Genomic DNA, 26,227 nt, shown 5'->3' with positions numbered 1-26,227 from the left:
ATTTCCTACGAATTTACAAAACCAATTTATGTTAAGAAAGTGAATGTTTTGTTAAAATTAATTACATGGAAATATTTACCTAGGAATATATAATTTATTTGAGTATATTTGAATAACAAAAAAACATAAGATGAAAAACATTATAGCATTCGCTGGAAGCAACAGCACAGATTCAATAAACAAACAATTAGCAGTTTACACATCTACTTTAGTTTGTAATGTAAATGTTTCTATTTTAGATCTTAACGATTTTGAATTACCAATGTACAGTAAGCAATTAGAGGAAAAAGAAGGTATTCCAGAAAATGCTAAAAAGTTTTTAAAGCATATTAAGGAAACGGACGGTATAGTATTATCATTGGCAGAATACAACGGTGCCTATACATCGGTATTTAAAAATTTATTTGATTGGATGTCGAGAATCGAAACTAAAACATTCTTTAATAAGTCCATTTTGTTGATGGCAACCTCTCCTGGAGCACGAGGTGGACAATCGGTTTTAGGTATTGCGATGGATCGCTTTCCATTTCATGATGCCAATATTGTAGGTAAATTTTCATTACCATCTTTTGGTGATAATTTTTCCGAAGGAAAAATAGTAAACAAAGATCTTAACGACGAGCTTATTGCTGAAGTTAAAAAATTTGAAAAAAGCCTATAAAATGGAAGTCAAACACAAACAATTAGATGGAGAAGGAAAATTCTTTTTAGAAGAAAATGGAAAGGAAATAGGAGAAATGACTTACATAGTTGTAGATGACCACACCATTGATATCAATCATACTTTAATAGACAAATCGTATAGAGGCAAGGACTTGGGATTGAAATTAATTGAAAAGTCTGCGCAATTTATGCGAACTAATAATCTCAAAGCCATACCAAGCTGTCCTTATGTAGATAAGGTTTTTAGTGAAAATTCTAAATACAATGATTTGAGAGCTTAGAATTTTAGTTTTAAAAATTATTATAAAATAATTACATAAAATGGGTGATTTAGCAAGGGATATCAATTCAAAATTCGAGAATAATAGAATCAAGGCATTGCTTAATATTATTTACACTGCAAATTGGATCACAAGTTGTCAAAACGAGTTTTTTAAAGATTTTGGCATTTCCCCTCAGCAGTACAATATTCTTAGAATTTTGAGAGGAGCAGATGAGGCACTCAATGTCCAAACGATTAAGGATAGAATGTTGGAGCGCTCACCCAATGCTACACGATTAATGGATAAACTTTGCGCTAAAAACCTAATTGAAAGGTTACCATCACAGCATGACAGACGCGTTGTTAAAATTGCCATAACTAAAGAGGGAAGAGATTTATTGTCATCAATTCCTAATAATATGAACAATGACTTACTTAAAAATTTAAATGAAGAAGAAGCGGAGCAATTAAGTGATTTGCTAGATAAGATGCGTTAACATTTAAAATTTCAAAAAAATAATATCAATTATAGAAACATTATGAAAACAACTATAACAAGGGCAGGAGAAAGAGGTTTTGCAAATCATGGTTGGCTACAAGCTAACCACTCGTTTAGTTTTGCGAATTATTATGATGAAAATAACATGAATTTTGGAGCACTACGCGTCTTAAATGACGATACGATTGCACCAAAGATGGGTTTTGGTACGCATCCTCATGATAATATGGAAATCATTACGATCCCATTATCTGGAGTATTAAAACACAGAGATTCTATGCATAACGAATGGCAGGAAGTAAATGTTGGGGAAGTGCAAATAATGTCTGCAGGTCAAGGCGTGCAACACTCTGAGATTAATGGTTCAAATGATACATATTTAAGTTTATTTCAAATTTGGATTGTTCCGAATAAAAGGAATGTTGAAGCGCGTTACGGTCAAAAACATTTTAGTGCTTCAGAAAGAAAAAACAAATTACAAACTTTAGTGACATCAATCGATGAGGATACAAGTAGCGCTTTGCAAATTCATCAAGACGCTAAATTATCTAGATTGGATTTAGATCGCGAAAAAACACTTGATTACGCACTAAAATCTGAAAATCATGGAGTTTACATCTTAGTAATAAGTGGAGATATTACGGTAGGTGAACATAAATTAGAAACTCGTGATGCTATTGGAATTTCCGAAGTAAAAGATTTTTTAATTGCAGCTCATCAAGAAACCGAATTGTTATTAATAGAAGTCCCTATGAATTAATCCCCTTTAATTTTGATTAATAGCAAAAGCATTCTGTAACGGAATGCTTTTTTTTGTTTAAAAAATACGATATTTGTATTTCCCTTAAAAATTAATTAATTATGGCAATGAACAAAAACACAGTGTTAGCTTGGGCTACCACAATAATGATTATTGTAGGATTAGGACTTATTGCTTTAGGTGCTTTTAGATATTACGAAGTCGCAGGATACGGTTTTGCAGCTGTAGGTGTTGGTTTTTTTTGCATAGCATGGGTATTCAATGCTTTAAAAGGACGCGTTTAGGTAAACTCTTAAACTTAGTTTGCTATTTCAACAGTTCTAGATATTAAAATTCTTTAGGTGTACTTCGGAATAAAAATATATATAATCTCTCATTGCAATTTAATGTACTGTGGGCTTTTTAAAATATCTGGAAATGGCTAAACAATTATCATATCATTCCTCAACTTAACAAATTAATAAAAAACAATTAAACAACTTATATAAAATGAGTGACGATAAAAAAGTAATTTTCTCAATGTCTGGCTTGACCAAGACGTTTCAAAGTGCACAAACACCTGTTTTAAAAAACATATATCTTAGCTTTTTTTACGGAGCAAAAATTGGGATTCTTGGTTTAAACGGTTCTGGTAAATCAACTTTACTAAAGATTATTGCAGGCGTTGATAAAAATTATCAAGGTGATGTGGTATTTTCTCCGGGATATACGGTTGGTTATTTAGAACAAGAGCCAAAGCTCGATGACGATAAGACAGTTATGGAAATTGTAAGAGAAGGTGCTGCGGAAACAGTAGCAATTCTAGATGAATATAACAATATTAATGATCAATTTGGTTTAGAGGAAGTTTATAGCGATCCAGATAAAATGGAAAAACTAATGAACCGTCAAGCAGTACTACAAGATCAAATTGATGCAGCAGATGCTTGGGAGCTTGACACCAAATTAGAAATAGCGATGGATGCGTTACGTACTCCAGATGGCGATAAAAAAATCGGAGTATTATCTGGTGGAGAGCGTCGTCGAGTGGCACTATGTAGATTATTGCTTCAAGAACCCGATGTTTTATTATTAGATGAACCTACTAACCACTTAGACGCAGAGTCTGTACATTGGTTAGAGCATCATTTGGCGCAATATAAAGGAACTGTCATTGCGGTAACTCACGATAGATATTTTTTAGATAACGTTGCTGGTTGGATTTTAGAGCTAGATAGAGGTGAAGGTATCCCTTGGAAAGGAAATTATTCATCTTGGTTAGATCAAAAATCTAAACGTATGGCTCAAGAAAGCAAAACAGCTTCAAAACGCCAAAAAACATTAGAGCGTGAGCTAGAGTGGGTAAGACAAGGAGCAAAAGGTCGCCAGACTAAGCAAAAAGCACGTTTGAATAATTACGATAAATTAATGAGTCAAGACCAAAAACAATTGGATGAGAAACTTGAAATTTACATTCCAAATGGACCACGTTTGGGAACCAATGTCATTGAAGCCAAAGGTGTAAGTAAAGGGTATGACGACAAATTACTTTATGAAGATTTAAATTTCAATCTACCACAAGCAGGCATTGTTGGGGTTATAGGACCAAATGGTGCTGGTAAAACCACAATTTTTAGAATGATCATGGGTGAGGAAACTCCAGATAAAGGGGAATTTAAAGTTGGTGAAACAGCAAAACTAGCGTATGTAGATCAAAAACATTCTAATATAGATCCAGAAAAATCAATATGGCAAAACTTTAGTGATGGTCAAGAATTGGTTTTGATGGGAGGTAAGCAAGTAAATTCCAGAGCATACTTAAGTCGATTTAATTTTTCTGGCAGTGAACAAAATAAAGCGGTAAAATTGCTTTCAGGTGGAGAACGCAACCGTTTACATTTAGCAATGACACTTAAAGAGGAAGGCAACGTATTGCTTTTAGATGAACCTACCAATGACCTTGATGTGAATACATTGAGAGCTTTAGAGGAAGGATTAGAAAATTTTGCTGGATGCGCAGTGGTTATTTCTCACGACAGATGGTTTTTAGATAGAATTTGTACACATATTTTAGCATTTGAAGGTAATAGTCAGGTATATTTTTTTGAGGGTAGTTTCTCAGATTACGAAGAAAATAAGAAAAAACGTTTAGGTGGAGATTTAATGCCAAAAAGAATTAAATATAAAAAGTTAGTAAGATAAAATTTAAAAGCAAAACATAAAAAAAGCCAGCATTTGCTGGCTTTTTTTATATATAAATATCTTAATATTTAACTATTGTTATTATCGTATAGATGACCGTCTGTAAAATCCTGGTAACTCTTATCTATTTTAGATTTGTAAAAATTATTGTCAAGCAATCGTTTATTTTCAGCTTTTAACTTATACATTTTAATTATAGCAACTGCGATAAATACCAAAAAAATAGATGCAGTAATTATTAATACTATAGTAAGCTGCATCGTGCTTACAGTAAAAATGTTTGATATATAAGTAGTTAACATCGCACTATAATTAAATTGATTGGGAACTCAAATATACAATATTATTTATTATATAAGTCATTTATCTAGAAAAAGTTACACTTAATCGATATAATTAACATTTGTTAATTGTACCAATTCAGTTGAACCACTTTAATAGACCCATCTCCAAGGTTCACCATGGTCTTAAATTTTTCTGTGTCGCTCATACCGTCTTGGCCACGATAATGGTATGGATAAACCGTTTTTGGTTTAAATTCCAACACAGCTTCAACTGCCTTTTCAACGGTCATTGTATATGGCAAATTCATACATATAAATGCTTTATCTATGTTTTTGAGATTTCTCATTTCAGGAATATCCTCTGTATCGCCAGAGATATAAATACGCTCATCATTTATAGTTAGCACATAACCGTTACCACGTCCTTTGGGATGAAATTTTAGAGCCTCTTCACGCAAATTGTACATAGGTAATGCTTCAACAGAGAAACCTTGAGTAGTATCATACGTCTCACCATTATTTAAGGTAATTATAGTTTTTGTCTTTAAATCCTTCGGAAACATGTCAACTACAGCTTTTGGTGCAATTACAGTAGCATTAGATAAATCTAATCCCTTAAGGGTTTCAATATCATAATGATCACCATGAATATCAGTGAGCAAGACGATTTCCGGAGAGGTAAATTCAGAAAAAGCCTCTGTTCCTCCAGTTGGATCAACGTAAATGTCATCGTTTCCTAAAGTTAAAACCATAGTGGCATGAGAGATAGGATTTATGTCTAACATATCTCCTTTTTCAGTATTAGACATTTCCGAAGAATTCTCAGCAACCAAATTTGTTTCAGTAGTTTCTGCAGTATCCGTTGATTGTTTTTTTGTATCTGTTTTACAAGAAAAAGTTGTAAAACACAATAAGATTAAAAGTAATTTTAAATAGTTCATAGATTTTATCTGTTTTAGAACTTAAAGATAATCACAAAAAAATTCTAAATAAAGTTTGTAACAAAACATTATAATTTGATACTGATATTTTAGGCACATTAAGTTTTTAAAATCATATTTTTTAACGAAATTGCTTATCCTAAATATTGTCCAACTAAAACACACAACATAACATGGCTGATGATTTTGATTTATTAGAAACAAATTCTAACGAGAAAATCGAAAAAGTAGATGTCAACTGGGGAAAGGCCATTGACCAAATGAAATCGAAGCTCGCTCAAGAAGACGATCCAGAAAGTCGTCAAAAAATCCTAAACGCAACATTAGACAATGTTGTTGACATGGCAGAGAAAGACCGGTCTACACTATTGGATGCCATTAAGGATCTTACCGATTATCAAGATGAGGTTGGAATTATGTTTGAAGGTTTTTCTGCATTAAATGCAGCAGAACAAAAAGTCATTGATGATGCCATTAAAAGGTTAGAACGAGCAAAAGTAGAACTGGAAGATGCAAATGCTAAACCAGATACGTTTTGGAATAACCTCTGGGGTAGAAAGAGCAAAATCAAAAATGCTGAAGATGAGCTTAAAGCAGCTCAAAAAGAGCGCGAAGCATCAGATAATAAAGCAAAAGCATTATTTCAGCAACGTATTGAAAGTGCAGATGTTCAAACACTGTTAAATGAACTGTCATTTAAAAGTCAAGCAGCAATTAAGCGATTAAAGGACAGAGAGCTAGAAATTAAAGAAGTAGAAGAAAGCTTAAAAACTGCCATAGTAGAAGCTAGTAAAAACCACACCAAAGCTTTAGAGAAGAAAAAAGAAGTTGAAACCAAGTTAGAAGAACAATATGCACTTTTAAAGCAAGCTCGTCAAGCACTTGAAGAAGTAGCAGACAAACAATCTACCGAATATTCTGATGCTTTGGCAAAAGTAACTACGCTTGAGCAAAAGGTTGAAGAGTTGGAAGGTTTAAAGAACGCTTACACAACACTCGCAGCATCAAAAGATAGTTTTGTCCACAAACATAACTTAACTATTAAAGTATTGACCTCGCTACGTAGTAACTTACAAACGCATCGTGCAAAATTAAAGAGTGATACCGATGAGCGTCTAAAATATTACGACGGTTACGTAGTGGCATTAAAAGCACGTACAGATCAAGAATTTGCAGCAATTTTAGAGCATTTAGGTGTCAAGACCGATGAGCATATTGGCGAAACACTGGCAGCAATGCACACAGCAAGTGCTAAGGCACGTCAAGAAATGATGGATAACATTCCGGTTCACGAAAAAGTGATGCAAGGCGTTTATGGTAGTTACGCAGAAGCTTTAAAAGAAATCAGGACGAAAGACAACGAAATTCAAAAAAACTTTGCAGACCGTTATGGTATTGATATGAAAGAGATTTTTGACGAGTATTACAGTGCAGATCCAAATGCACCTTCAGGTGGAGGAGAGCCAGCAGGCGAGCCTAAACCAAAAGCTAACGACGACGATTTATTGTCTTAAATTAATTATGATGGCGTTACCTAATTTTGCTTTTAATGGCAAAATTAGGTCAGGCTCTCGCAAGTCGCTTTCGTAAAAACGAAGAGCTCCAACAATTGCTCCATCCTTAACGCAAATATCAACCAATATTTAAAAATTAGATAATGAATAAGCATATGACCAATAAAACATTTGTTCTTTTTTTAGTGGTTTTTTTCATATTTAATTTAATTGGAACCTATTTTTTGCTTTATGATGAAAACATAATTCGCACATTAGTTGTCAATTCTGTATCCTACATTCTCGTTACTGCAATATTTATAGCAAAACGAAATTGGGACAGAGAACAGGAAAAAGATTTTAAATAAATTACACTAAATGAAAAAAATCATAGTCGCTTCAATAGCAGCAATTTTATTAAGTGTTACAGTGGTTGTTTTGATTTGTATCTCAAATGATCATTCAGAATGCTTTAAAGTTCAAAAGGTTCAAACTTTAAATAATGGTAAAACAATAGTGACTACCAATAATCACATCTGTAAAGAAAAATTTAATTTATAACAACCTTGATATTCAATTCTAGCCAATTGCCAAAAGCTAATCGCTAAAAAAATGATCGTAACACCATTAGATTCCGCAGTATTAGATTCTAAAGAACAGTATGTGTTCTATCACAAAATGATAGATTTTACATTAAAAGAACTTATTGTCGCAGTACAGCAAAAGCAAATTCTAAATCATCAGGAATTATTGTTGTTTAAGCAATACTGTGATTTGTTATTGTATTCTATCGAAGCGATGCGTGTAAAATACATGTACGATGATGAAGAAAACATGAAAGTAGATTTAACCGATTCTGGATTTCCAAATTATCTCGAGTTTAGATATTTATTCAACGATTTAGGGTTAAGAGAAGATTATTTAGGGAAGTTAACAGATACAAATATTTTAAAAGAAGAGTTTCTAGATACATTATTACGCAAAAAAGAACCTATTGCTAAACGTAAATTATTTCAGGCTGCATCTATAGTCTATTATTCTTCAGCAAAAAAAGAATACATTTTCAACCGTTTCGTACAAGGTAAAATCATTGAAGCGCCACAAGGTTCTCCAGCAGAGTTTTTGGTAAGCTGGAGCTTTTACGAAGTTTCCCATAATAGACCGTTTGTTTGCTATATGTACTTTGATTACGATGGCAGTAATCCACAAAAAGAGAGAGAAGACATTTATTACGCTCTAAAAACGGTTGCAGATAGGGAAATGAATTTGGACATGATGGCTTATGGTATAGATAAACGTATCCCGAAGTTATTTCCTAAATTAATAAAAAGAGTAGATTTAGGACCAATCCACAACGTGTTTGCAAAAGACGAGAATAAGGTAACACATGCCATTTTAGAAGGTATTTCACAAAAGACAGTGCCTTTAGAGTCTTATGCAGTCTCTTTTAAAATCGATGAAGTCAGTTCAAAAAGTGAATTTAAGGAAGGTAGTTTTTTTAGCAAACAAACCTTTCAAAAGTGGGATGAAATTTTTAGACAACGATACATTTTTGCACCTCATAGAATTATACAATTACTATATAATAAAACACCAGAAATTATGAATAAGTTGGCTAAGGCGCCTATTCAAATTGCTGATCTTAATATTAAAAATTAAACTTATGAAGAACTACTTTGTAATATTTATTGTCTTAGTATTTTCAAATTCCTTGATTGCACAATCATCACCGGAAGAGATTGTTGAGGAGTTTTTTGAAATTTATAAGGATAAGGGATCTACAAGCGCCTTAAACTTTATTTATAGTAAGAATGATTGGATTAGTCAGTCTAGTGACGACGTAATTATACTCAAGAATCAAATGGAATCACTTACAGAGGATTACGTTGGTAAATACTATGGTCAAGAATTGATTTTAGAAAAAAAAATATCTGACAGCTATATTCTGAAAAGCTATTTGGTAAAGTATGGACGACAACCCCTAAGATTTACATTTCAATTTTACAAACCTAATGATAAATGGCTTTTCCACGGTTTTAGTTTTGATGCAAATTTAACTGAAGAAGTGAAAGAAGCAGCAAGATTAAACAACTATAGGTTGAATTAATATTAGTTCACAAAACTATCAAATTAAGAAAATTTGGATGTTAAATAGAACAAGCAACAGATAACTAAACCATGCAACACAACTCAACATTTCCTATAAAACAAAATGAACTTGACATGCTTCGTGATGAAGCAACGTCTTATATAAAAAGCATCCAATGGGAGCAAGGACAGCGAGCAAAAAATAAAGATAAGGATGCAAAAGACGAATCCATTTTATTGTATTTATCTAAAGCCAAAGGAAATGGAGGTACAGATGTCACTTCAGTATCAAAAACGATATTAGAACTTAAAAAACGTTTGTTGCCAGAATCTATTGCGATTCCAATTCACTTGAACCAAACACTTTTTGCGGTTCAAGAAGGAATTACTCTAGGGATCTGGATCAAAGATAGTTACTATGACGCTTCAGGTTTATCCAGCTTATCGGAAAACAAATCGGCATTAGACACCTCTGGAAAGCGAGAGTACGAAAGCAAAATGCAAACCGCAACTGCTTTTATGCTATTTGCTACATCTTATAAAATTTTACACGATCTAAAAACCATCGCATCAGATGATTTGAGCGTCATGCGAAACAAATTTGCAGGTATTCCAGAAGTGTCTTTGATGACACCTCTAAAAGGGATTTCGTGCGCATTATTTTATTACGATAAGTATTTAGGGCACCCAGAAATCATAAAGTCAGACAAAGACGTTATCGATTTTACAGTAGTATATTTTGAAGCTTTGATTGCTGAAATTCAAATGCGAAAAAACAGTCTGGAACATACTGAAACGGTAGTTGATAGAACCTACAAGTTAGAGAATTCAGACTTTTCAGTTTCCGGTTGGGACAATGTGTTTCAAGGTGCTGCAAAAAGTGTAGAGTTTAATAAAATACAATTTGAGCAAATTGTTGGTAACAGAGATGCAAAACATTTTGCGCGTCGTTTAACAGAGCGTATGCTGAGTTACGATTTTGAGGCGAAGAAAAATCCATTTCAAGAATTAGGTGGTTTCATGCCAGTGTTTATGGGCTACGGAATTCCTGGGACAGGAAAAAGTATGCTCATTGCAGCTATTGCCACTCGACTTAAAGAGCATTGCGATAATCTCGATATTCCGTTCTTGTTTCACCCAATGCCAGATACGTTGATTTCAACCTTTCAAGGTGGTTCCGCAGAAAAAATGGTAGATTGGATGAAACCGTTGCAGGATCCAAGTAAGTTGATTTTCGCACCAATAGACGATGCCGAAAACAATTTGCAAGAGCGAACAGCACAAGGAGTTTCCGCAGGTGTAAAAGAAGTTATTGGTGTGTTTTTGAGATATACTGAAGGCGCTTACGCTGTTAACTACGGAAATAGTTCTATTGGCCTGTTCACGAATTTACCCGAAATGCTGGATAAAGCGGTCATCTCTCGTGTGCAAGGTCGATTTAAGATTGATGGTGCTCTAACGGAACATGATTTCTTGGATCAAGATCATTTATGGTGGCGCAAACTGGATAATACCATGCCAGATTTCGTAAACATGCAAGGTCCAGAAAACTATAGTTACCTCCAAGATCAAGGCTTGGCGAAGAATATGGGAGAAATTTTAAATGTCTCAGATAAGCCAACCGAAGAACGTGTTTTAGATGCCTACGGAAAAATAGAAAGTCAATATAAAACCACAGATCATTTGTTTTACGCTAATCTTTACAAAGAAATCCAGAAGATTTTCCCTTTCTTTTCTTCTCGTGACGTGCGTAATATTCAAAGCGCTGTGTCATTGCGATTGACAGATTTTGATCTGGAAGAGGATTGGTTTGAAAATCCGGAAGTTTATTTCAAAAAGGATTATGAAACCAAGTTTAATATGCTTCAAGAATTGATGCGTGCCAATATGAAAGGTTTGGATTTTTCTGAAATTCGCCGACAAGAAGTCGTTCGCTATTTAGATAACGTTGCGACTATTGCAGATACCGATTTCAAACGAAAAGTAGATGCTAGAATAAATCAATTAAACATAGAAACCGAAGCTAGAGAACAGTTTGGGAAAAGAGATTAAATGCAGAATATAAAAAACATAGCACACACTAATCTATCTAATGAATGGGCAAAATTAGATAAAATAGATTACGATTATAAATTCAAAAATGGCGAGTGGAAACGATTATCTCGTGAAACCTATAATAGAGGTAATGGTGCAGCAATATTGTTGTTCAATTCTAAAAAAAATACCGTGATTTTAACCAAACAATTTAGAATGCCCATTTATGAGGTCAATAAAAAAGAAGGCATGTCTATTGAGGTTTGTGCAGGAGCTATTGATGGTAATGACAGTCCACTAGAAACCATTTTAAGAGAAACAGAAGAGGAAGTAGGTTATAAAATTAATAGTGCAAAACAAGTTCTAACAGCATACACATCACCTGGAGCATTAACCGAAAAAATGTTTTTGTTTATTGCAGAATATTCCGAAGAAATGAAAGTGAATAAAGGTGGTGGATTAGATAGTGAAGATGAGGAAATTGAAGTTTTGGAACTTGCGTTTCATAAAGCTATTAAAATGATTGAAGGAGGAGAAATAGTAGATGCCAAATCAATTATGTTATTACAATATTTACAAATTCATAAGTTTTAATTACTGCTTAGGCAGGAATCTCATACATAAAAATGAGATTTTAGAATTAATATGAAAAAGATTACCGCTTTCGCGGAAACAAGATGGATAAATTAAAAGTAGCAAATCTTTATAGAAGTGAATTGATTCCTATAAGTGGAAAACTGGTGGAGCGTTACAATAAGTGCCTAAAAAAATTGGGTTTTATTGAAACGAAACTAACTCATTTCCATATTGATGGGATTGGATGGAGCCCAGAGATTTCCGAAGAAAAAAATGAAGAAAACTACCTCTGTAATGGAGAGTCCAATCCTCACGGGATTATCATTTCACCACTTCAAAACAAAAAACCTGTGTATATGCCTTATCACACGTTTGATAGGGAAATGATGCAGTTGGTCTTTAAAGTGCATGGTGAAAAAATCAATGATATTACTAGAGACTCTGCTATTTGTATCGATTTTGATCAAAGTATTGATGCGTTTTATGAGCCATTAGATGTTTTGAGATATCAAATTGTTACTATAAAATTTCATCTCATTGACAATCTTGACCACGTGAGAGAGGAGCAATTAGAACTAATTGAAAAATTCAAAACCGGAAACAACTTTATAGATGAAGATCTACATAAAAAGTTATTGGATTCTGCCACCAAATATGGAGATTTAAGAGAACGTGATCTCCATTTAAGATCTGTGAATTATGTAACAGATTCGTTTTATACAAAATCATTTGGTGGTGTTTATGTGTTGCGTGATTTTATTTCACCAATCATTGTTTTTGAAGATATGAAATGGTATAAAGAGGCTATTAAGGATACGGTTCATGAGGTGATGATTTTTCATATCTCTCAACCAGAACTTATGGATAAACTTCGTGATCATATTATCATTGCCTACGATTTAGAAGATAGTGTTACCACAAAACGTTACGAGAGGATTAAGAAATTTATGTTTGCACAGTATCTAAAAGACACTCAACATCCTATAAAAGATATTCTCGACAATCCATTATTGTTTAAAAGTTACTTGAACAAAGTAGATATTGAAACCCGAAAAAAAGTGATGAGCGTGGAGCGTTATCTTGAAAAATTAGAAACGAGTAACCAATATAAAATTTCAGATATTGTTGATGAGGAATTGTTTGAAGCCATGCACGAGCCTCATTCTAGCTTACATCCAAGACATCAAGACTTAATTTGGAAGTTATTGGTCAACATATCTCCAAAAGATGTTTTGTTCTTATATTGGTACGATAAACAGGAATTTTACAAATTGTATGACACTTGGGATGACTCACTAAAAGACTGGATAATTGAAACAATACGTAACAATATTTGATTTTTTTAGACTAACTTTATAAAGGATCGTAAAACCAACAACCATGGGAATAGAATTAGTAATATTTATCACAGCAATACTTTTTGGGATTTTTCTATACTGGAGAGAATCCAATGGCAATGGTGCGTACCGTTTTGTAAATAAAATGGTAAATAGTAAGGAGTTGCAAATGCCAGCTCAAAGTAAAAAAGGATTTATCTATCAAAGATCCTTTATACCAAGACTACTTTTTATCGCGATTTTGGTTTTGATAGTTGCTCTTGTTGTAGAATTTTTAACTCCAATATCTGTATTTGGAAGTTATAACGGGATTTCAGCATTTGCGTCGTTTGCAGTAGGCACATTATTAGGTACATATTTGGCAAATTTAGTGCTAAAATCAAGTAAAGTTATTGAAGAGCAGAGTGAATCTCTTGAAGACAAATTTGATAATGCGTTCGAAAAAGGAAAAGACTTTATTCACGATCTAAAAAATAAAGACAACAAAGCAGTCCAAGAAGCAAAAGAAGAGATCAAAGTTGAGCCAGAATTAAAAAAGAACGAGAAATCTGCCCGTGATCGTTTAAAAGATAAAGGATTGATGTAGTACATGTTACATCCAAAACGTTTTGAAGATCTCTCTATTAGACTATAAACTTATATCAACAATTTGCAGAATCGCGAGTTAAGCGTAATAGCCAAAACAACATATAACCAATGATCAAATCATACTGGAACAGAGGAAAAAAGCAAAAGACCATTACCATAACATTAGGTCTCATATTACTCATCGTACTCTTTGTTTTGCGTGACGATTACCAACCTGGATTATTATTTCTTCGGAAATATATCTTCATCATTCTATTAAGTTTGATTGTCTTGTTTTTCGGACTTAGAAAATTCAGAAATTCAGCCAGCACAGGAACACGCATAGGTATTCTTGCATTGCTCATCGGTTTTTTTAGTTTGCTTTACGTTGTTGGCTGGCATCTAAAACTTTATGATTATATGAAAACCTATAACGTATTCAATGATCTAAATAAAGTTGAAATCAATGAGTTGCCATTAACACAAAACGAACGCATTCAGCCACTTCGCAACATATTCTCAATGGCAAATGAAAGTGTTGGAGAAACCAAAGACGTATCCTTACCACACTTAGTTCGCGTTGATAACGAAAATAAATGGACGATGGCTATTCAACCTTCAGAAAAATATGTGATGCAACAAATAAGTGACAATACCGAAGAGGTTTTTTCAGTATCGAGCACAACGCCTTTTCCTCGTTTTTCTAATGAAAACCGAATTCCGGTAACATTCTCCATTGGAGAATCCTTAAAATTTAGTCGCAACACGTATAATGCAGTTGTGCAACGTTTTAATCCGTGGATGCTTTTCAATTACGAGCCAAGTGATACATTTTACATGAAAAACGATTCAGGCCAATGGGTACAAGTGGTGAGTTTAATCAAATGGAAAGGGTTTTTCTTTCCATACCCAAGTTTTGGAGGCGTTATGGTTATTGAAAATGGAGAACATGATATGAACGATTATTTAGAGCGTATCACGATTGGTAAAGGAACTTATATTTCTGCGGAAGAGATGAAAAATTATCCATATCTAACAAAACAAAATACGTTGGCAGAAAAAGTGTCCCAATTACAAGCAGAATCCTTAAAATTTCTTGGCGGATTTAGTGATCCCTTACCATGGAATATGGAAACCGCAGTGAAAATTCCAGAAATGCCAAAAGACCAAAATCAGCAACCTTACGTCACCGATTTTGATTTTGCAGGTTCTGAAAGTGATGCCTACAGTGGTTTGTACCATTGGTTTGGTCTAGAGCCAATAGGTGCTGAGCGTACAAGTTTAAGCTATAGTGTATTTGTTCCTGCCGATGGAACAGATAAATTATATTACTACGATCACGCTGCAAAAAAACAAGGCTATGCAGGTGTTTCTGCAATGCCATTAAAAGTAAAAGAATCAAGAAAAGAAATCGATTGGACAGCAAATACTCCAGTAGAGTTTAGGCCTTATATAAAAGATATCGCTGGTAGAAAACGCATGTTTTTTCTAGGAACTGTTTCTGCAATAAGTGATACCAATGCACAGCAATTTGATGGTTCTGCAACTCCAGATTTGGTACTTATTGATAGTGAATATCGCGACGTAATTTGGATTGATGTAAAACACCCAAGCACTTGGGATAAAGAAGTCTATGATCAATTAGGGGAAGCTTGGAGAGCAAGTGAAGGGATTGGTTACTATTATGAAAATGAAGTTTCAGACGAGGATATTCAAAACATGGTAGATTCGTTAACAGTGATTCCAAAAGTCAATAAGAATACTTCGGAAATTGAAGCGTTGCAAAGAAGACTGGATTCTTTGAAGGCTTTGGAGGACAATAATTAATTCGTCGCTGTCATTCCGCACTGGATTCGGAATCCACTTATTAAAGCAATCAACCTTAGATTTCATTTTTATATGAAGGTATCTTCGGAATGAATAACGATGAACTATTTAATTCCGAAGAGAAGTAATTTCCGAAGAAAAACTACAAAAATTCGTAACAAAACGTATGATTTTCAGACTTATAAATAAAGTCTGTTATGGGAGGTTACATGGGATTTGGTATGGCTTCTTGGATTTACAAACAACGTCCAAGAAAAGCGTTTTCTAAAAGAAAACGAAGACCAACGTGCAATACACTTTCTACTTATAAAAGAGAATTTAAACTCCAACCTTCAAAAAATAAGAGAGAAATTTTTATTGGTTTTAGTGTGCTTATAGTAATCTTAATCACTTTTTTAATGTACTATAAAATAGAAGATTTTACAGATCACCATAATAATTGGGCAACACAAAAGAAGGAACTAAGGGAGCGCTCCAATAAAAGTGCTTATCGTTTTTTAATGAACTCTGGTATAAAACGTTTGGAATCCAATAATTTGGTTGGCGCACATTCTGAATTTAAATTGGCTCACAATCTTTTTCCAAATGATGAAACCGTTAATCAATTGTTGATAGAGACTTTAGTTGGTTTGTGTGATAATGAAAACGAGTATTGTGTTGAGTTGGATGATATGCTAACTGATTCTTTGTAAATCTAAAAACTATAATTTCAACTCCATCTTAATATCACTACGGTTGTAAGGACTATTTTTTTCTAATTTTAATTCTACAAAACCGAACTTTCTATAGATGTAAATAGCATTCTCTAATTTTGTGGCAGAGTAGAGCATGAGCGATTTAAAATGATGGTCCTTAGCAAAATTGATGCAATATTGGAGTAGTTGTTGCCCAATTTTTCGTCCGCGTTGATTTGGCAAAACTGCCATTTTTGTTAATTCAAAAATCAACGCATCATTAGTAGGCATTAGTGCAACAGTTCCTAAAATATTATCGTTCTCTTTCGCAAAAAAGATGTAACCACCTTTATTGATGATATACGTTTCTGGTTTACTTAACACTTCTTCATCAAAAGGCTCTACATAAAAATGCGTGTTGAGCCATTCTATATTGAGCTCATAAAAGTCTTTAGCGTATTGACTTTCAAAAGAAATGATTTTAAACGCCATCATGTGCTCTAATAAAATCGGTTATGAGATAAGAAATCAATTTGCCAATTTGTGTTTCGGTTTCTGGCGTTGGAGCTGCTTCACAAATATGCAGATATCTTGTGTTTTCATGTTTACCAAAATAATGAATAAATGCTCTGGCTTTATTTACTGAAAATCCACTAGGAGTCATCGCACTGCTTGGTACATTTTGTATGGCATCACAATCTACCTCTAGTCCAAAAGGTCTTGAGGAAACATGCTCTATAGCTTTATCCATTTCCAGATCAAACGATGATTCTCGTCTTACCATCATACTTTCAAACGTACAGAACTTAAAATGCTTTATTTTTTTTATGGTTTTAAAAATAGTATCAGACGTATAATTCTCATGTAAGCCAAAAACAAAATATTTTTTTAGAAAACCTTCAGCAAAAGCATAAGAAAATCCGTTACCGCTATGGCGACCTTCTTCTGCTCTAAAATCGTGATGTGCGTCAAAATTTATAGCATTTATAGGCTTTTTGAGCGCAAGTGCTGTGCCTTTGATATTTCCGTAGGCATTATTATGACCGCCTCCTATAATGATGGGAATTTTACCAGCACTAATAATTTGTGACACCAAATACGTAACATCATCATCTATTTTAGATACTTTTTTTCGGGCTTTTTGAATATCCTTTTTATTGTTTTGATCTAAATCCTTTATTTTTTCTTCGTATTTGGGAAATTCCAAATGACCTAAAACTAACAATTTTGATGCGTTTGTATGAGCATTGCTTTGAATGTTCAACAATGTTTTTATAACTGCGTTCCATGCGCTAGAAGTCCCAGTATTACCGTAGTTTGCGAATACGCCAATATCTTCTTTAATGCCAAAAATTACATGCGTGACATCTAATTTTAACAATTGATCGTATATACTAGCAGAGTTGGGAAGTAACATAATATGTTCTCCTAGTTTGGTTTCGTTAGGGCGAGTTTTCAGAATAGTATTTAATTCTGAAGAAGTAAAGAGTTTTAAGTTATCCATTAACAAAATTGATTAATTTTGACGTATTAAAAATATATTTTTATTTTTCAACTGAACTAAAATTAAAGATTAACTTTTTAAAATAATTAAACCAAAAAGTAAACTTATGGAAAATTCAAACAGTAAGAGTACAGGATTAAAAATTGCTTTAGGCATATTGCTAGTATTATTTCTAGGGACTGCATTTTATACCTCAAAACTATACAATGAGAAAAAAGAAAATGAAATTTCTCTAACTCGAGAAAAAGAACAAGTTATGGCAGATCTAAGCACAATGGCAAAACAATATGATGTGGCTATTGGTGAAAACGAAGTGTCTAACGAAAAATTATTGGTTGCTAGGGAGAGAATTCAAGGCTTAATGGATTCATTAAAGATTTCTCAAAACAGTGTAAGCAGTTTATGGAGATACAAAAAACAGTTTTTAGCTTTACAAGATGAAATGGAAGTGCTAATGACAGAAAATGATAAACTTAAAATTGAAAACTCTATGTTGGCAACGTCACTTGATAGTACTAACGTTCAACTGGCAGAGCGTACCATGTTTACAGATTCACTTTTAGTTCAAAACACGCAGTTGGCAGAAGTAATGTCTAATGCAGCGGTTTTACAAACAACAGATCTTAAAGGATTTGGTGTGATAGAGAGAAGCTCAGGTAAGCTAATCCCAACTGAAAGAGCAAGACGAAGCGATAAAATTAGAATTTGTTATACCATTGCAAAAAATAAATTGGTTGGCGCAGGTGACAAAGAATTATACGTGCAGGTTTTAGATCCAAAAAACAACGTTTTGGGTGCTAACGAGCAAATCGTATTTGATGATACAGTTTTAAATTACAGCTTAATAAGTAAGTTTAACTACGAAAACAGAAACTTAAATATTTGTGAATTTGTAGCTCCAAACGACGAGTTTGAAGAAGGACGTTACATTGTAAACGTTTTTAGCAATAAAGAATTGATTTCTTCTTCGGAATTTACACTGCAGTAATTAAAGTCAAAGGTTAGGTTAAAAATCCGGAAGTTCGAATGAGCTTCCGGATTTTTTTTTATTCTTTATTCTGAAATTTGCCTTACTGAAAATCTCAATATTTTAAAATTCAGTCTAAATTCAAATGAGAATTTTAGTAAATAAATAGAGGCTTTAAAACTTTTGGCCATTAATAATTACAGTATCAATCAAATTGTCTCCAAAAGCATAAGGCAATTGGTAGTAACTATCAATTTCTTTTGTAATGATCAAATTTGCCTTTTTGCCTCTGCAAACACTTCCGTATTGATTAGAAATTCCCATAGCATATGCACCATTTATGGTTGCAGCGTTTATAGCTTCTTCTGGAGTAAGCTTCATTTTAATACACGCAGCAGAAACTACAAAATTCATATTTCCGGTAGGTGTGGACCCAGGATTGTAATCGCTCGCTAAAGCTAAAGGTAATCCTGCATCAATTAGTTCTCTTCCTGGAGTATATGGAATGCTCAAAAAATAGGAGCAGGCAGGTAAAGCAACTGGCATGGTTTCAGAATTTTTTAAAGCAGTAATATCTTCCTGTTTGAGTTCTTCCAAATGATCTACAGATAAGGCATTATGTTTCACTGCAAGTGCAACACCTCCAAAAGCATTAAATTGATTGACGTGTATTTTAGGCGTCATGCGATGTGCAATACCAGCTTTCAAAACACGGTTTGTATCTTCAAGATCAAAATACCCTTTTTCGCAGAATACGTCAATATATTCTGCCAAGTCTTCTTTTGCAACAGCAGGAATTAATTCATTAACGACCAAATCAATAAAAGCACTTTTATTATTTTTATAGTCTTTAGGGATAGCGTGAGCTGCCAAAAGCGTAGGTTTTACTTTAATCGGAAAATCCTTTTTAAGGCGTTTGATGACGCGTAACATTTTTAATTCGGCATTAACATTTAAGCCATATCCAGATTTTATCTCGATTGCTCCAGTACCCAACTTAATAACATCTGTTAAGCGTTTAGAGGCTTGATCGTAGAGATCATCTTCTGAAGTGTTTTGTAATGTTTCTGCGGAATTTAATATTCCGCCACCACGATTAGCGATGTCCTCGTATGATAAACCATTGATGCGGTCAACAAATTCTTGGGTTCTATCACCTGCATACACAATGTGGGTATGGGAATCGCACCACGTAGGCAATACCATTTTTCCTGTAGCATCGATAATTTCATCTGCTTCTTGATCATGCAAATCTGTCATTTTACCAAATTCTACAATAGTATCATGCTCAATTAAAACGTAGGCATTTTTTAAGGTAGGTAAGGTTCTCATGTTTTTACCTTTTACAATGGTAACGTTGGTATCTCTTACTTGCAATAATTCCTTGATGTTTGTAATGAGTATGGACATAAATAAAATGTGTTGATGGTTTAGTTTTATAAATATATAAATCTTTAACAAAAAAAAGCTGCCTTTGTTATAAAGACAGCTTTATTAAAGTTTAGGTTATATTTTTTATTGTTTTATAAACTTATAGGTAGTATTTGAATTTTCAAATCTTAGAATGTACAATCCACTATTTAATGCTGAAATATCTATACTTCCATTATTGAGAACTGTTGTATTAATAACAGATTTTCCTATAACATCAAATACTTGAAGATTTAAACTTTCCGAAGTCATATCTTTAAAGCTTAAACTATTTTTAGCTGGATTTGGATAAATTGCCAAGTTATCTGATTCAATATCATTTGTACCCAATACTATTAAATTATTTGAAAAATAATTAAGATCATCTTGGTTGTACGCGCAACTTGCAATATCCAAATCTCCATCTGCATCATAATCTGCTAAGTTGTAAACAAAAGCTTGACTTTGAGTTGCATCGATAACTTGCTCGGCACCATAAGTTCCTCCATTATTTTTAAACCAAACCAGATCATTTCCTGCGTTAGATGTGCCACTGCTTAAAACGATATCTTTTAATGTATCACCATCTATATCTTGGTGTTGTGCAATCGACGGATTGATAATGGAGGTCGTAAATGTTGTTTCGGTATAACCAGCACCATCTGTTTCATACCAATATAAATTTCCAACTACACAACCACCACAAGAAACCTCTGTAGCAAGAATGTCTAAATTGGAGTCGCCATCAAGATCTTCAAAAGTTGCATTAAAAAAACCAGTTTTACCTGTTGCAACAGAGGTAGCATCCTTTGTAAAAGCAACTGTACCTCCAGGGATTAAATCATTTCTAAAAATTTCAATTACATCGTTTCCATCGTAGCTTGCTGTAGAAATTAAAGCATCTAAATCACCATCACCATCAATATCTTTCATATTTACAGAACCTGGGTTTACTAATGTATTATCAATTGTGTTTGAAGTACCAAAAACTCCAGATCCATTATTTGCAAACCAAACTACTTGACTGTTATCATAGGAGGTAACCGCAATATCCAAAGTGGTGTTTCCATCAATATCGGCAACAAACAAACCACTTGCTCCTGGCACAGTTGCAATAATTTGCTCTGCTCCAAAATTACCTAAACCATCATTTGCATACCAAGCAACAAAGTCTGAATTATAAGCGGTAATTAAAATATCTAAAAAAGTATCATTGTTTAAATCTACTAATTTGAGACCGCCAACACCAGACATTGTATTTGAAGTATTGGTTTGTTTTGTAAAGGTGGCATCACCGTTATTTTTATACCAAATAAGGGTGTTGTCAACATCTGTCCCAACCATAATATCCAAAAAAGCATCATCATCAATTAATCCTGTTGCCATTGTGTAAGGATTATCTCCAGTATCAGCATCTATAGTGACTTTTGGTTCAAACGTTGTTTGGGCACATAATGTAACAGATGCGCAGGTAAAAGTGATTAAGCTAAGTAATTTTAGTTTCATAAATTTATTTTTTAAATGCGAAGATAAACAAATGAACTATTAAAAGAGCTTTTTGTCGAACTTTTAGAGCATTTAATCGTTATTTTAACGATCCAACCATGTCTTCAGGTTTTACCCATTCGTCATAATCTTCAGCGGTAACATAACCTAGATTTATAGCTTCTTCCTTTAGTGTTGTTCCGTTTTTATGTGCAGTATTAGCTATTTCCGCAGCCTTATAATATCCAATTTTGGTATTAAGTGCGGTAACCAACATCAATGAATTATTCAATAATTGTTTAATAACCTCATGATTAGGCTCAATACCTGCAGCACAATGTTCTTCAAAACTCACACATGCATCACCGATAAGTTGTGCACTTTGCAAAACATTAGCAGCCATCATAGGTTTAAATACATTAAGTTCATAATGACCTTGTGTACCACCAACGGTTACAGCCACATCATTACCCATCACCTGTGCACAAACCATAGTTAATGCTTCGCATTGTGTAGGATTTACTTTCCCTGGCATAATAGAACTTCCCGGTTCGTTTGCAGGAATGATGATTTCTCCAATCCCGCTTCTAGGACCAGAAGCCATCATTCTAATGTCATTGGCGATTTTATTAAGCGATACAGCCAATTGTTTTAGAGCGCCATGCGTTTCTACCAAAGCGTCATGCGCTGCAAGTGCTTCAAATTTGTTGTCTGCGGTAATAAATGGTAAATCTGTAAATTTTGCGATGTACTCTGCAACCAATTCACTATAACCATCAGGCGTGTTGAGGCCTGTGCCTACAGCAGTTCCGCCAAGGGCAAGCTCACTAAGGTGAGGCAGCGTGTTTTCTAAAGCCTTCAATCCATGATCTAACTGGGATACATATCCAGAGAATTCTTGTCCTAAGGTTAACGGTGTCGCATCCATTAAATGTGTACGTCCTATTTTAACCACATCTTTAAATGCAATCGATTTGTTGTGCAGTGTATTTCTTAATTTGATGACACCAGACATGGTATTCTCAACTACTTTTTTATAGATAGCAATGTGCATTCCTGTTGGAAAGGTATCGTTGGACGATTGCGATTTATTAACGTCATCGTTAGGCTGAATCGTTTTTTCGCCCTCACCAATCGTCTTTCCCGCAATTTGGTGAGCTCTGTTAGCAATCACCTCATTAACGTTCATATTACTTTGCGTTCCAGATCCTGTTTGCCAAATCACCAGCGGAAACTGGTCATCATGCTTACCATCTAATATTTCTTCACAAACCTGAGCAATTAAATCACGCTTTTCGCTCGCTAAAACGCCTAACTCACAATTGGTGTAAGCAGCAGCTTTTTTGAGATATGCAAATCCGTACACAATTTCTAAAGGCATTGATGCTGGAGCACCAATTTTAAAGTTGTTACGAGAGCGTTCTGTTTGAGCTCCCCAAAGTTTATCTGCAGGTACGTTTACGTTACCCATCGTGTCTTTTTCTATTCTATACTCCATAATTGGTTTGTGGTTTTTAAATAACTTCAACAACAAAGTTAAGATTTTTGATTGTTTTTTATAATGGATTTCTCTTGTTTATTACTTCGGAAATTGGAATCCATTAAAAGTTGTGTTCTTACTTTAATATTTATTCTTTTAGAATTTTTAGTTCATTATATGTCGGTTTTTTTTCCGAAGAAAAAAAATCAAGACATCAATCTTTTAAAACGTATTCAACAACCTATTGTTAATAAAACTCAATTTTCCTATTGCAAAACAAATCCCTTTATTATATCTTTGCAGTAACAAAATAAGACCACATGTTTGAATTTGATCAATATTTAGGATTTTTAGCGTTTTTATCAATTTTAACCTTAGGATTTTGGTTAATGATTTTCCTAATTACTTTTGTAATCCCATATTGGATTGGTGGTTCGCTTATTGAGCGTTTAAATGAAATTAAGGAGGAAAGAAAAGCGAAACGTGAATCGGCTTCAAGACTGTAATACGTTTTACTAATTACATATATAAAAAAAGGAAACCAAATTGGTTTCCTTTTTTTATACCTTATATTTCTGCTAATAATATATTGGTGTTTTAATATTCACCATGTATTTTGGAATGGTAATTAATAGTTTATCCCTCAAAATCAAAATCGTCTCCACCTCCAGATTCTCCACCGTTTTCACGCTGACGTTTTTTCTGTTGGTTAAATCTATATATTAGTGATAATGTTACTTGGCGTTGTCTCCACTGGGATTCACTATCTCTATTAAAGAATTCTGTAGTCGTGAATGACCTTCTAATTCTTGAGTTAAAGACATCTCTCACATTTACTGAAACGGTTGCGTTATCATTTAATATTTCTTTACTAAATGCTAGATCTAAAGTAAATAAGCCTTGTGTTCTGGTTTGTGCATCTTCTTGTGCACCTCTATAAAATGCATTTGTTTGCCAGTCTATTTTACCTGGTAATGTTACTTTTCCAGAGAAACGAGTAAACCAACTTGTATTTTTGGCACTGTAATCGACACCATTAAATTCACCTTCCGTATTAAATTGGAAGAAATTGAAACTAGTGTTTAATCGCAACCATTTATTAGGATTATAAAGTAATCCAAACTCTGCACCGGTTCTTGTGTTGGTAGACAGGTTTACAGGTATTGTTCTAATAATATCAATACCATCTGTTGTTTGTTGACCCGTATTTTCTTGAACTCTTTCAAAAGAATCGGTTTCGTGCTGATAATATATAGAAGATGTTAATGTGAGTTTATCCCAACGTTTTAGATATCCTAAATCAAAAGCACTCGCAAATGCAGGATTTAAATTTGGATTACCTTGAAATACATTAGTTCTACTTGATCGTGTAGGAAACGGATTAATGAACCAACCACGAGGTCTATTTATTCGACGATTATAACCTAACGTGATACTTTCTTCCTCTTGATCATCTGCATTTAAATTATAGATTAAGTTTAAAGTAGGAAAGAGTCCTAAATAGTTTTTATCAAAATCGGTATCAATTGGGAAACCATAAGCTTCGTTTAAATCTGCTTCACTTAAATTAGAATCAATCTTACCCTTTAACTGCGTGTGCTCTAATCGAAGTCCCAGTAAGAATGAGAATTCACCAAATTTTGTCCCATATTGTGAATAAACAGCATTTACGTTTTCATCATAGTCAAACACATTAGAGATTTCATCATTAACAAAAAAGTTGCCTGTTATTATGTTTTCTTGTTCAAGAAGATAATCGGTAATTTCATTTTCAAAGCTACCACGATAACCAGCTTCAAATAGGGCATCGTCACCAATGGGCAATACATAATCGGTTTGGATAAGGTATTCTTTTTGATCTTCGGTTTGGAAAATACGTTCTTGCTGAAATGCCTCTGGGTTCTCATCTTCAGTCACCACATAATTTTCATCAATAAATGTAAATTGGTCTTCAGCATCATTCTCAAACTGAAGATCTGCAGTAAGCTGGTGACCATCATCATTGAACTTTGTGATGTAGTTTAATGAAACTTGATAACTGTTATCTTCTTCATTTTGACGTTCAGTTCTTAACGTACGTTCAACGATGCTACCACCATTAAAACGCTGACTGTTATTACGGGACAAATCGGCATCTTCACCATATCTGTAAAATATGCTACCGGTTACAGATGTTTTGTCTGAAAGGAAATATTCCATTCCAATATTCCCGTTATAATTTCTATTTAGACGAGTTACTTTTTCATTTTCTCTAACCCTTTCGTATTGCGGAGTAATCGTCATACCATCTTCAATACGGTCAAAGTAATCTATACTTACAGAGCTGTTTCTTGGCGCATCAAAATAACGATAGCCAATATTGGTAAAGAGATTGAATTTTTCGGTTCTGTAATTTACGGTTGCAGCAAGACCAAAAAGATCAGGATTACCTAAGTTTAAATTAATAGATCCATTAAATCCCAATGTTTCTTTTTGTCTTAAAATGATATTTAAGATACCAGCAGTCCCTTCAGCATCATATCTAGCAGAAGGTGATGTAATTACCTCTACACGCTCAATAGCTTCCGCGGGAAGTTGGCTTAAAACATTTGTATCACCAAAACCAGCTAATGCGCTCGGTTTTCCGTTGATTAAAATTCTAACATTACCATTACCACGTAAACTTATAGCGCCTTCAACATCAACAGAAACTGAAGGAACATTATTTAATGCATCACTTACAGTACCACCTGCTGTTGTTAAATCCTTACCAATGTTATAGATTTTTTTATCTAGTTTTATTTCTACTGTGGTGGTTTCTGCTATAACTTCTACAGCGTCTAAAGCCTCAAGATTGAGCTCTAAACCCACTGTGCCTAAATCGATGTCTCCATCTATAGTTTTATTATCGTAAGTTTTAGTTTTGTAAGATAAATATTCAATCTTCACATTGTAAACTCCGGGCACAATATCTAATTTGAATATACCTTTTGTATTTGTGATTTCTCCTGTAACCAAAGAATTATCTGTGGAATTGAATATGGAGACCGTTGCATATTCTAAGGGAAAATTATCCTTAGAATCGACAACAGTGCCGGTTACTGTGATTTCTTTTTGTGCAAAACCAGATATACAAATAAATAATAAAAGTATTAAGGATAATTTTTTAATCATAAGAAAGTAATTGAAATTTATGTATCTATTTAGTAAGATGCA

The 26,227-nt window shown here is 33.7% G+C and carries 26 protein-coding genes; 18 read left to right on the top strand and 8 right to left on the bottom strand.

Features of this window, described 5'->3' with window-relative positions; translation table 11 throughout:
* Positions 1-130: 130 nt before the first annotated feature.
* The 6 genes from GQ40_RS06110 (at position 131) to ettA (ending at position 4,365) form a co-directional block, all read left to right on the top strand.
* A complete protein-coding gene (locus GQ40_RS06110; protein WP_047546691.1) occupies positions 131-661 on the top strand; it encodes an NADPH-dependent FMN reductase in 531 nt (176 codons plus the stop codon).
* A complete protein-coding gene (locus GQ40_RS06105) occupies positions 645-944 on the top strand; it encodes a GNAT family N-acetyltransferase (protein ID WP_231565549.1) in 300 nt (99 codons plus the stop codon). Before GQ40_RS06110 ends, GQ40_RS06105 begins: the two co-directional genes overlap by 17 nt.
* Before the next feature lie 40 nt (positions 945-984).
* Complete coding sequence (locus tag GQ40_RS06100; RefSeq protein ID WP_047546687.1) at positions 985-1,422, top strand: MarR family winged helix-turn-helix transcriptional regulator; 438 nt, start codon at positions 985-987, stop codon at positions 1,420-1,422.
* A 42-nt stretch (positions 1,423-1,464) separates the two neighbouring features.
* The gene (locus GQ40_RS06095; RefSeq protein WP_047546685.1) at positions 1,465-2,184 is read left to right on the top strand and encodes a pirin family protein; all 720 of its coding nucleotides are present in this window, start codon (positions 1,465-1,467) and stop codon (positions 2,182-2,184) included.
* A gap of 107 nt (positions 2,185-2,291) precedes the next feature.
* Positions 2,292-2,468 (top strand): CAL67264 family membrane protein, encoded by a 177-nt coding sequence (locus GQ40_RS17710; protein ID WP_197052651.1) that lies wholly within the window; start codon positions 2,292-2,294, stop codon positions 2,466-2,468.
* 205 nt (positions 2,469-2,673) lie between these two features.
* Complete coding sequence (gene ettA / locus GQ40_RS06085) at positions 2,674-4,365, top strand: energy-dependent translational throttle protein EttA (RefSeq protein WP_047546682.1); 1,692 nt, start codon at positions 2,674-2,676, stop codon at positions 4,363-4,365.
* Positions 4,366-4,433: 68 nt separating this feature from the next.
* On the opposite strand, the gene GQ40_RS06080 is transcribed toward ettA, so the two are convergent.
* Positions 4,434-4,667: a hypothetical protein gene (locus tag GQ40_RS06080; protein ID WP_047546681.1), complete on the bottom strand. Its 234-nt coding sequence runs from the start codon at positions 4,665-4,667 to the stop codon at positions 4,434-4,436.
* Positions 4,668-4,771: 104 nt separating this feature from the next.
* The gene (locus GQ40_RS06075) at positions 4,772-5,590 is read right to left on the bottom strand and encodes an MBL fold metallo-hydrolase (RefSeq protein WP_047546680.1); all 819 of its coding nucleotides are present in this window, start codon (positions 5,588-5,590) and stop codon (positions 4,772-4,774) included.
* Positions 5,591-5,763: 173 nt separating this feature from the next.
* Between GQ40_RS06075 and GQ40_RS06070 the strand changes: the two genes are divergently transcribed.
* The 10 genes from GQ40_RS06070 (at position 5,764) to GQ40_RS06020 (ending at position 16,204) form a co-directional block, all read left to right on the top strand.
* The gene (locus GQ40_RS06070) at positions 5,764-7,104 is read left to right on the top strand and encodes a hypothetical protein (RefSeq protein ID WP_047546679.1); all 1,341 of its coding nucleotides are present in this window, start codon (positions 5,764-5,766) and stop codon (positions 7,102-7,104) included.
* Between the two features lie 357 nt (positions 7,105-7,461).
* A complete protein-coding gene (locus tag GQ40_RS06060) occupies positions 7,462-7,644 on the top strand; it encodes a hypothetical protein (protein WP_047546674.1) in 183 nt (60 codons plus the stop codon).
* A 51-nt stretch (positions 7,645-7,695) separates the two neighbouring features.
* Positions 7,696-8,742 (top strand): hypothetical protein, encoded by a 1,047-nt coding sequence (locus GQ40_RS06055; RefSeq protein WP_047546672.1) that lies wholly within the window; start codon positions 7,696-7,698, stop codon positions 8,740-8,742.
* Positions 8,743-8,746: 4 nt separating this feature from the next.
* The gene (locus tag GQ40_RS06050; RefSeq protein WP_047546670.1) at positions 8,747-9,190 is read left to right on the top strand and encodes a hypothetical protein; all 444 of its coding nucleotides are present in this window, start codon (positions 8,747-8,749) and stop codon (positions 9,188-9,190) included.
* A 71-nt stretch (positions 9,191-9,261) separates the two neighbouring features.
* A complete protein-coding gene (locus GQ40_RS06045) occupies positions 9,262-11,223 on the top strand; it encodes an AAA family ATPase (protein ID WP_047546668.1) in 1,962 nt (653 codons plus the stop codon).
* Positions 11,224-11,799 (top strand): NUDIX domain-containing protein, encoded by a 576-nt coding sequence (locus tag GQ40_RS06040; RefSeq protein ID WP_047546666.1) that lies wholly within the window; start codon positions 11,224-11,226, stop codon positions 11,797-11,799.
* A gap of 83 nt (positions 11,800-11,882) precedes the next feature.
* Entirely contained in the window at positions 11,883-13,118 is a 1,236-nt protein-coding gene (locus GQ40_RS06035; RefSeq protein WP_047546664.1) for a DUF6638 family protein, read from the top strand.
* Positions 13,119-13,161: 43 nt separating this feature from the next.
* Complete coding sequence (locus tag GQ40_RS06030) at positions 13,162-13,704, top strand: hypothetical protein (protein ID WP_047546662.1); 543 nt, start codon at positions 13,162-13,164, stop codon at positions 13,702-13,704.
* A 110-nt stretch (positions 13,705-13,814) separates the two neighbouring features.
* Positions 13,815-15,512, top strand: a complete 1,698-nt coding sequence (locus tag GQ40_RS06025) for a hypothetical protein (protein ID WP_047546660.1) — start codon at positions 13,815-13,817, stop codon at positions 15,510-15,512.
* A gap of 197 nt (positions 15,513-15,709) precedes the next feature.
* Positions 15,710-16,204, top strand: coding sequence for a hypothetical protein (locus GQ40_RS06020; protein ID WP_047546658.1), 495 nt, complete (start codon positions 15,710-15,712; stop codon positions 16,202-16,204).
* A 9-nt stretch (positions 16,205-16,213) separates the two neighbouring features.
* Here the strand turns inward: GQ40_RS06020 and GQ40_RS06015 are convergent, their stop codons facing one another.
* Positions 16,214-16,678, bottom strand: coding sequence for a GNAT family N-acetyltransferase (locus tag GQ40_RS06015; RefSeq protein WP_047546656.1), 465 nt, complete (start codon positions 16,676-16,678; stop codon positions 16,214-16,216).
* Positions 16,668-17,690, bottom strand: a complete 1,023-nt coding sequence (locus tag GQ40_RS06010; RefSeq protein WP_047546654.1) for a formimidoylglutamase — start codon at positions 17,688-17,690, stop codon at positions 16,668-16,670. The genes GQ40_RS06015 and GQ40_RS06010 overlap by 11 nt, the downstream gene beginning before the upstream one ends.
* A 106-nt stretch (positions 17,691-17,796) precedes the next feature.
* On the opposite strand from GQ40_RS06010, the gene GQ40_RS06005 reads away from it, so the two are divergent.
* Positions 17,797-18,678: a hypothetical protein gene (locus tag GQ40_RS06005; RefSeq protein ID WP_047546653.1), complete on the top strand. Its 882-nt coding sequence runs from the start codon at positions 17,797-17,799 to the stop codon at positions 18,676-18,678.
* A gap of 153 nt (positions 18,679-18,831) precedes the next feature.
* Here GQ40_RS06005 and hutI read toward each other — a convergent pair whose 3' ends face one another.
* The 3 genes from hutI to fumC all read right to left on the bottom strand — a co-directional run bounded on the left by hutI (position 18,832) and on the right by fumC (position 23,050).
* On the bottom strand, positions 18,832-20,067 hold the full coding sequence (hutI, locus tag GQ40_RS06000; RefSeq protein WP_047546651.1) for an imidazolonepropionase: 1,236 nt from the start codon (positions 20,065-20,067) through the stop codon (positions 18,832-18,834).
* Positions 20,068-20,172: 105 nt separating this feature from the next.
* Complete coding sequence (locus GQ40_RS05995) at positions 20,173-21,573, bottom strand: T9SS type A sorting domain-containing protein (protein WP_047546649.1); 1,401 nt, start codon at positions 21,571-21,573, stop codon at positions 20,173-20,175.
* Positions 21,574-21,652: 79 nt separating this feature from the next.
* On the bottom strand, positions 21,653-23,050 hold the full coding sequence (gene fumC / locus GQ40_RS05990; protein ID WP_047546647.1) for a class II fumarate hydratase: 1,398 nt from the start codon (positions 23,048-23,050) through the stop codon (positions 21,653-21,655).
* A gap of 302 nt (positions 23,051-23,352) precedes the next feature.
* Here fumC and GQ40_RS05985 point away from each other — a divergent pair, with 302 nt between their 5' ends.
* Positions 23,353-23,538, top strand: coding sequence for a hypothetical protein (locus GQ40_RS05985; protein WP_047546645.1), 186 nt, complete (start codon positions 23,353-23,355; stop codon positions 23,536-23,538).
* 130 nt (positions 23,539-23,668) lie between these two features.
* Here GQ40_RS05985 and GQ40_RS05980 read toward each other — a convergent pair whose 3' ends face one another.
* Positions 23,669-26,185 carry a TonB-dependent receptor domain-containing protein gene (locus GQ40_RS05980; RefSeq protein WP_047546643.1) on the bottom strand — a complete coding sequence of 839 codons (2,517 nt, stop codon included), beginning with the start codon at positions 26,183-26,185 and terminating at the stop codon, positions 23,669-23,671.
* Positions 26,186-26,227: the final 42 nt, after the last annotated feature.

This window comes from Psychroserpens sp. Hel_I_66 (genome assembly GCF_000799465.1).
Lineage (GTDB): Bacteria > Bacteroidota > Bacteroidia > Flavobacteriales > Flavobacteriaceae > Psychroserpens.
This window is presented reverse-complemented; position numbering and strand designations above follow the sequence as displayed.

Coding starts and splice junctions, on each gene's coding strand:
- GQ40_RS06095 (WP_047546685.1), top strand. CDS start 1,465: ATGAAAACAACTATAACAAGGGCAGGAGAAAGAGGTTTTGCAAATCAT.
- GQ40_RS06045 (WP_047546668.1), top strand. CDS start 9,262: ATGCAACACAACTCAACATTTCCTATAAAACAAAATGAACTTGACATG.
- GQ40_RS06005 (WP_047546653.1), top strand. CDS start 17,797: ATGGAAAATTCAAACAGTAAGAGTACAGGATTAAAAATTGCTTTAGGC.
- GQ40_RS05980 (WP_047546643.1), bottom strand. CDS start 26,185: ATGATTAAAAAATTATCCTTAATACTTTTATTATTTATTTGTATATCT.
- GQ40_RS05985 (WP_047546645.1), top strand. CDS start 23,353: ATGTTTGAATTTGATCAATATTTAGGATTTTTAGCGTTTTTATCAATT.
- GQ40_RS06040 (WP_047546666.1), top strand. CDS start 11,224: ATGCAGAATATAAAAAACATAGCACACACTAATCTATCTAATGAATGG.
- GQ40_RS06070 (WP_047546679.1), top strand. CDS start 5,764: ATGGCTGATGATTTTGATTTATTAGAAACAAATTCTAACGAGAAAATC.
- GQ40_RS06025 (WP_047546660.1), top strand. CDS start 13,815: ATGATCAAATCATACTGGAACAGAGGAAAAAAGCAAAAGACCATTACC.
- GQ40_RS06010 (WP_047546654.1), bottom strand. CDS start 17,690: ATGGATAACTTAAAACTCTTTACTTCTTCAGAATTAAATACTATTCTG.
- GQ40_RS06100 (WP_047546687.1), top strand. CDS start 985: ATGGGTGATTTAGCAAGGGATATCAATTCAAAATTCGAGAATAATAGA.
- GQ40_RS06030 (WP_047546662.1), top strand. CDS start 13,162: ATGGGAATAGAATTAGTAATATTTATCACAGCAATACTTTTTGGGATT.
- GQ40_RS06050 (WP_047546670.1), top strand. CDS start 8,747: ATGAAGAACTACTTTGTAATATTTATTGTCTTAGTATTTTCAAATTCC.
- GQ40_RS05995 (WP_047546649.1), bottom strand. CDS start 21,573: ATGAAACTAAAATTACTTAGCTTAATCACTTTTACCTGCGCATCTGTT.
- GQ40_RS06075 (WP_047546680.1), bottom strand. CDS start 5,590: ATGAACTATTTAAAATTACTTTTAATCTTATTGTGTTTTACAACTTTT.
- GQ40_RS06110 (WP_047546691.1), top strand. CDS start 131: ATGAAAAACATTATAGCATTCGCTGGAAGCAACAGCACAGATTCAATA.
- GQ40_RS06015 (WP_047546656.1), bottom strand. CDS start 16,678: ATGGCGTTTAAAATCATTTCTTTTGAAAGTCAATACGCTAAAGACTTT.
- GQ40_RS06080 (WP_047546681.1), bottom strand. CDS start 4,667: ATGTTAACTACTTATATATCAAACATTTTTACTGTAAGCACGATGCAG.
- GQ40_RS06060 (WP_047546674.1), top strand. CDS start 7,462: ATGAAAAAAATCATAGTCGCTTCAATAGCAGCAATTTTATTAAGTGTT.
- GQ40_RS06035 (WP_047546664.1), top strand. CDS start 11,883: ATGGATAAATTAAAAGTAGCAAATCTTTATAGAAGTGAATTGATTCCT.
- GQ40_RS17710 (WP_197052651.1), top strand. CDS start 2,292: ATGAACAAAAACACAGTGTTAGCTTGGGCTACCACAATAATGATTATT.
- GQ40_RS06020 (WP_047546658.1), top strand. CDS start 15,710: ATGGGAGGTTACATGGGATTTGGTATGGCTTCTTGGATTTACAAACAA.
- GQ40_RS06055 (WP_047546672.1), top strand. CDS start 7,696: ATGATCGTAACACCATTAGATTCCGCAGTATTAGATTCTAAAGAACAG.
- fumC (WP_047546647.1), bottom strand. CDS start 23,050: ATGGAGTATAGAATAGAAAAAGACACGATGGGTAACGTAAACGTACCT.
- ettA (WP_047546682.1), top strand. CDS start 2,674: ATGAGTGACGATAAAAAAGTAATTTTCTCAATGTCTGGCTTGACCAAG.
- hutI (WP_047546651.1), bottom strand. CDS start 20,067: ATGTCCATACTCATTACAAACATCAAGGAATTATTGCAAGTAAGAGAT.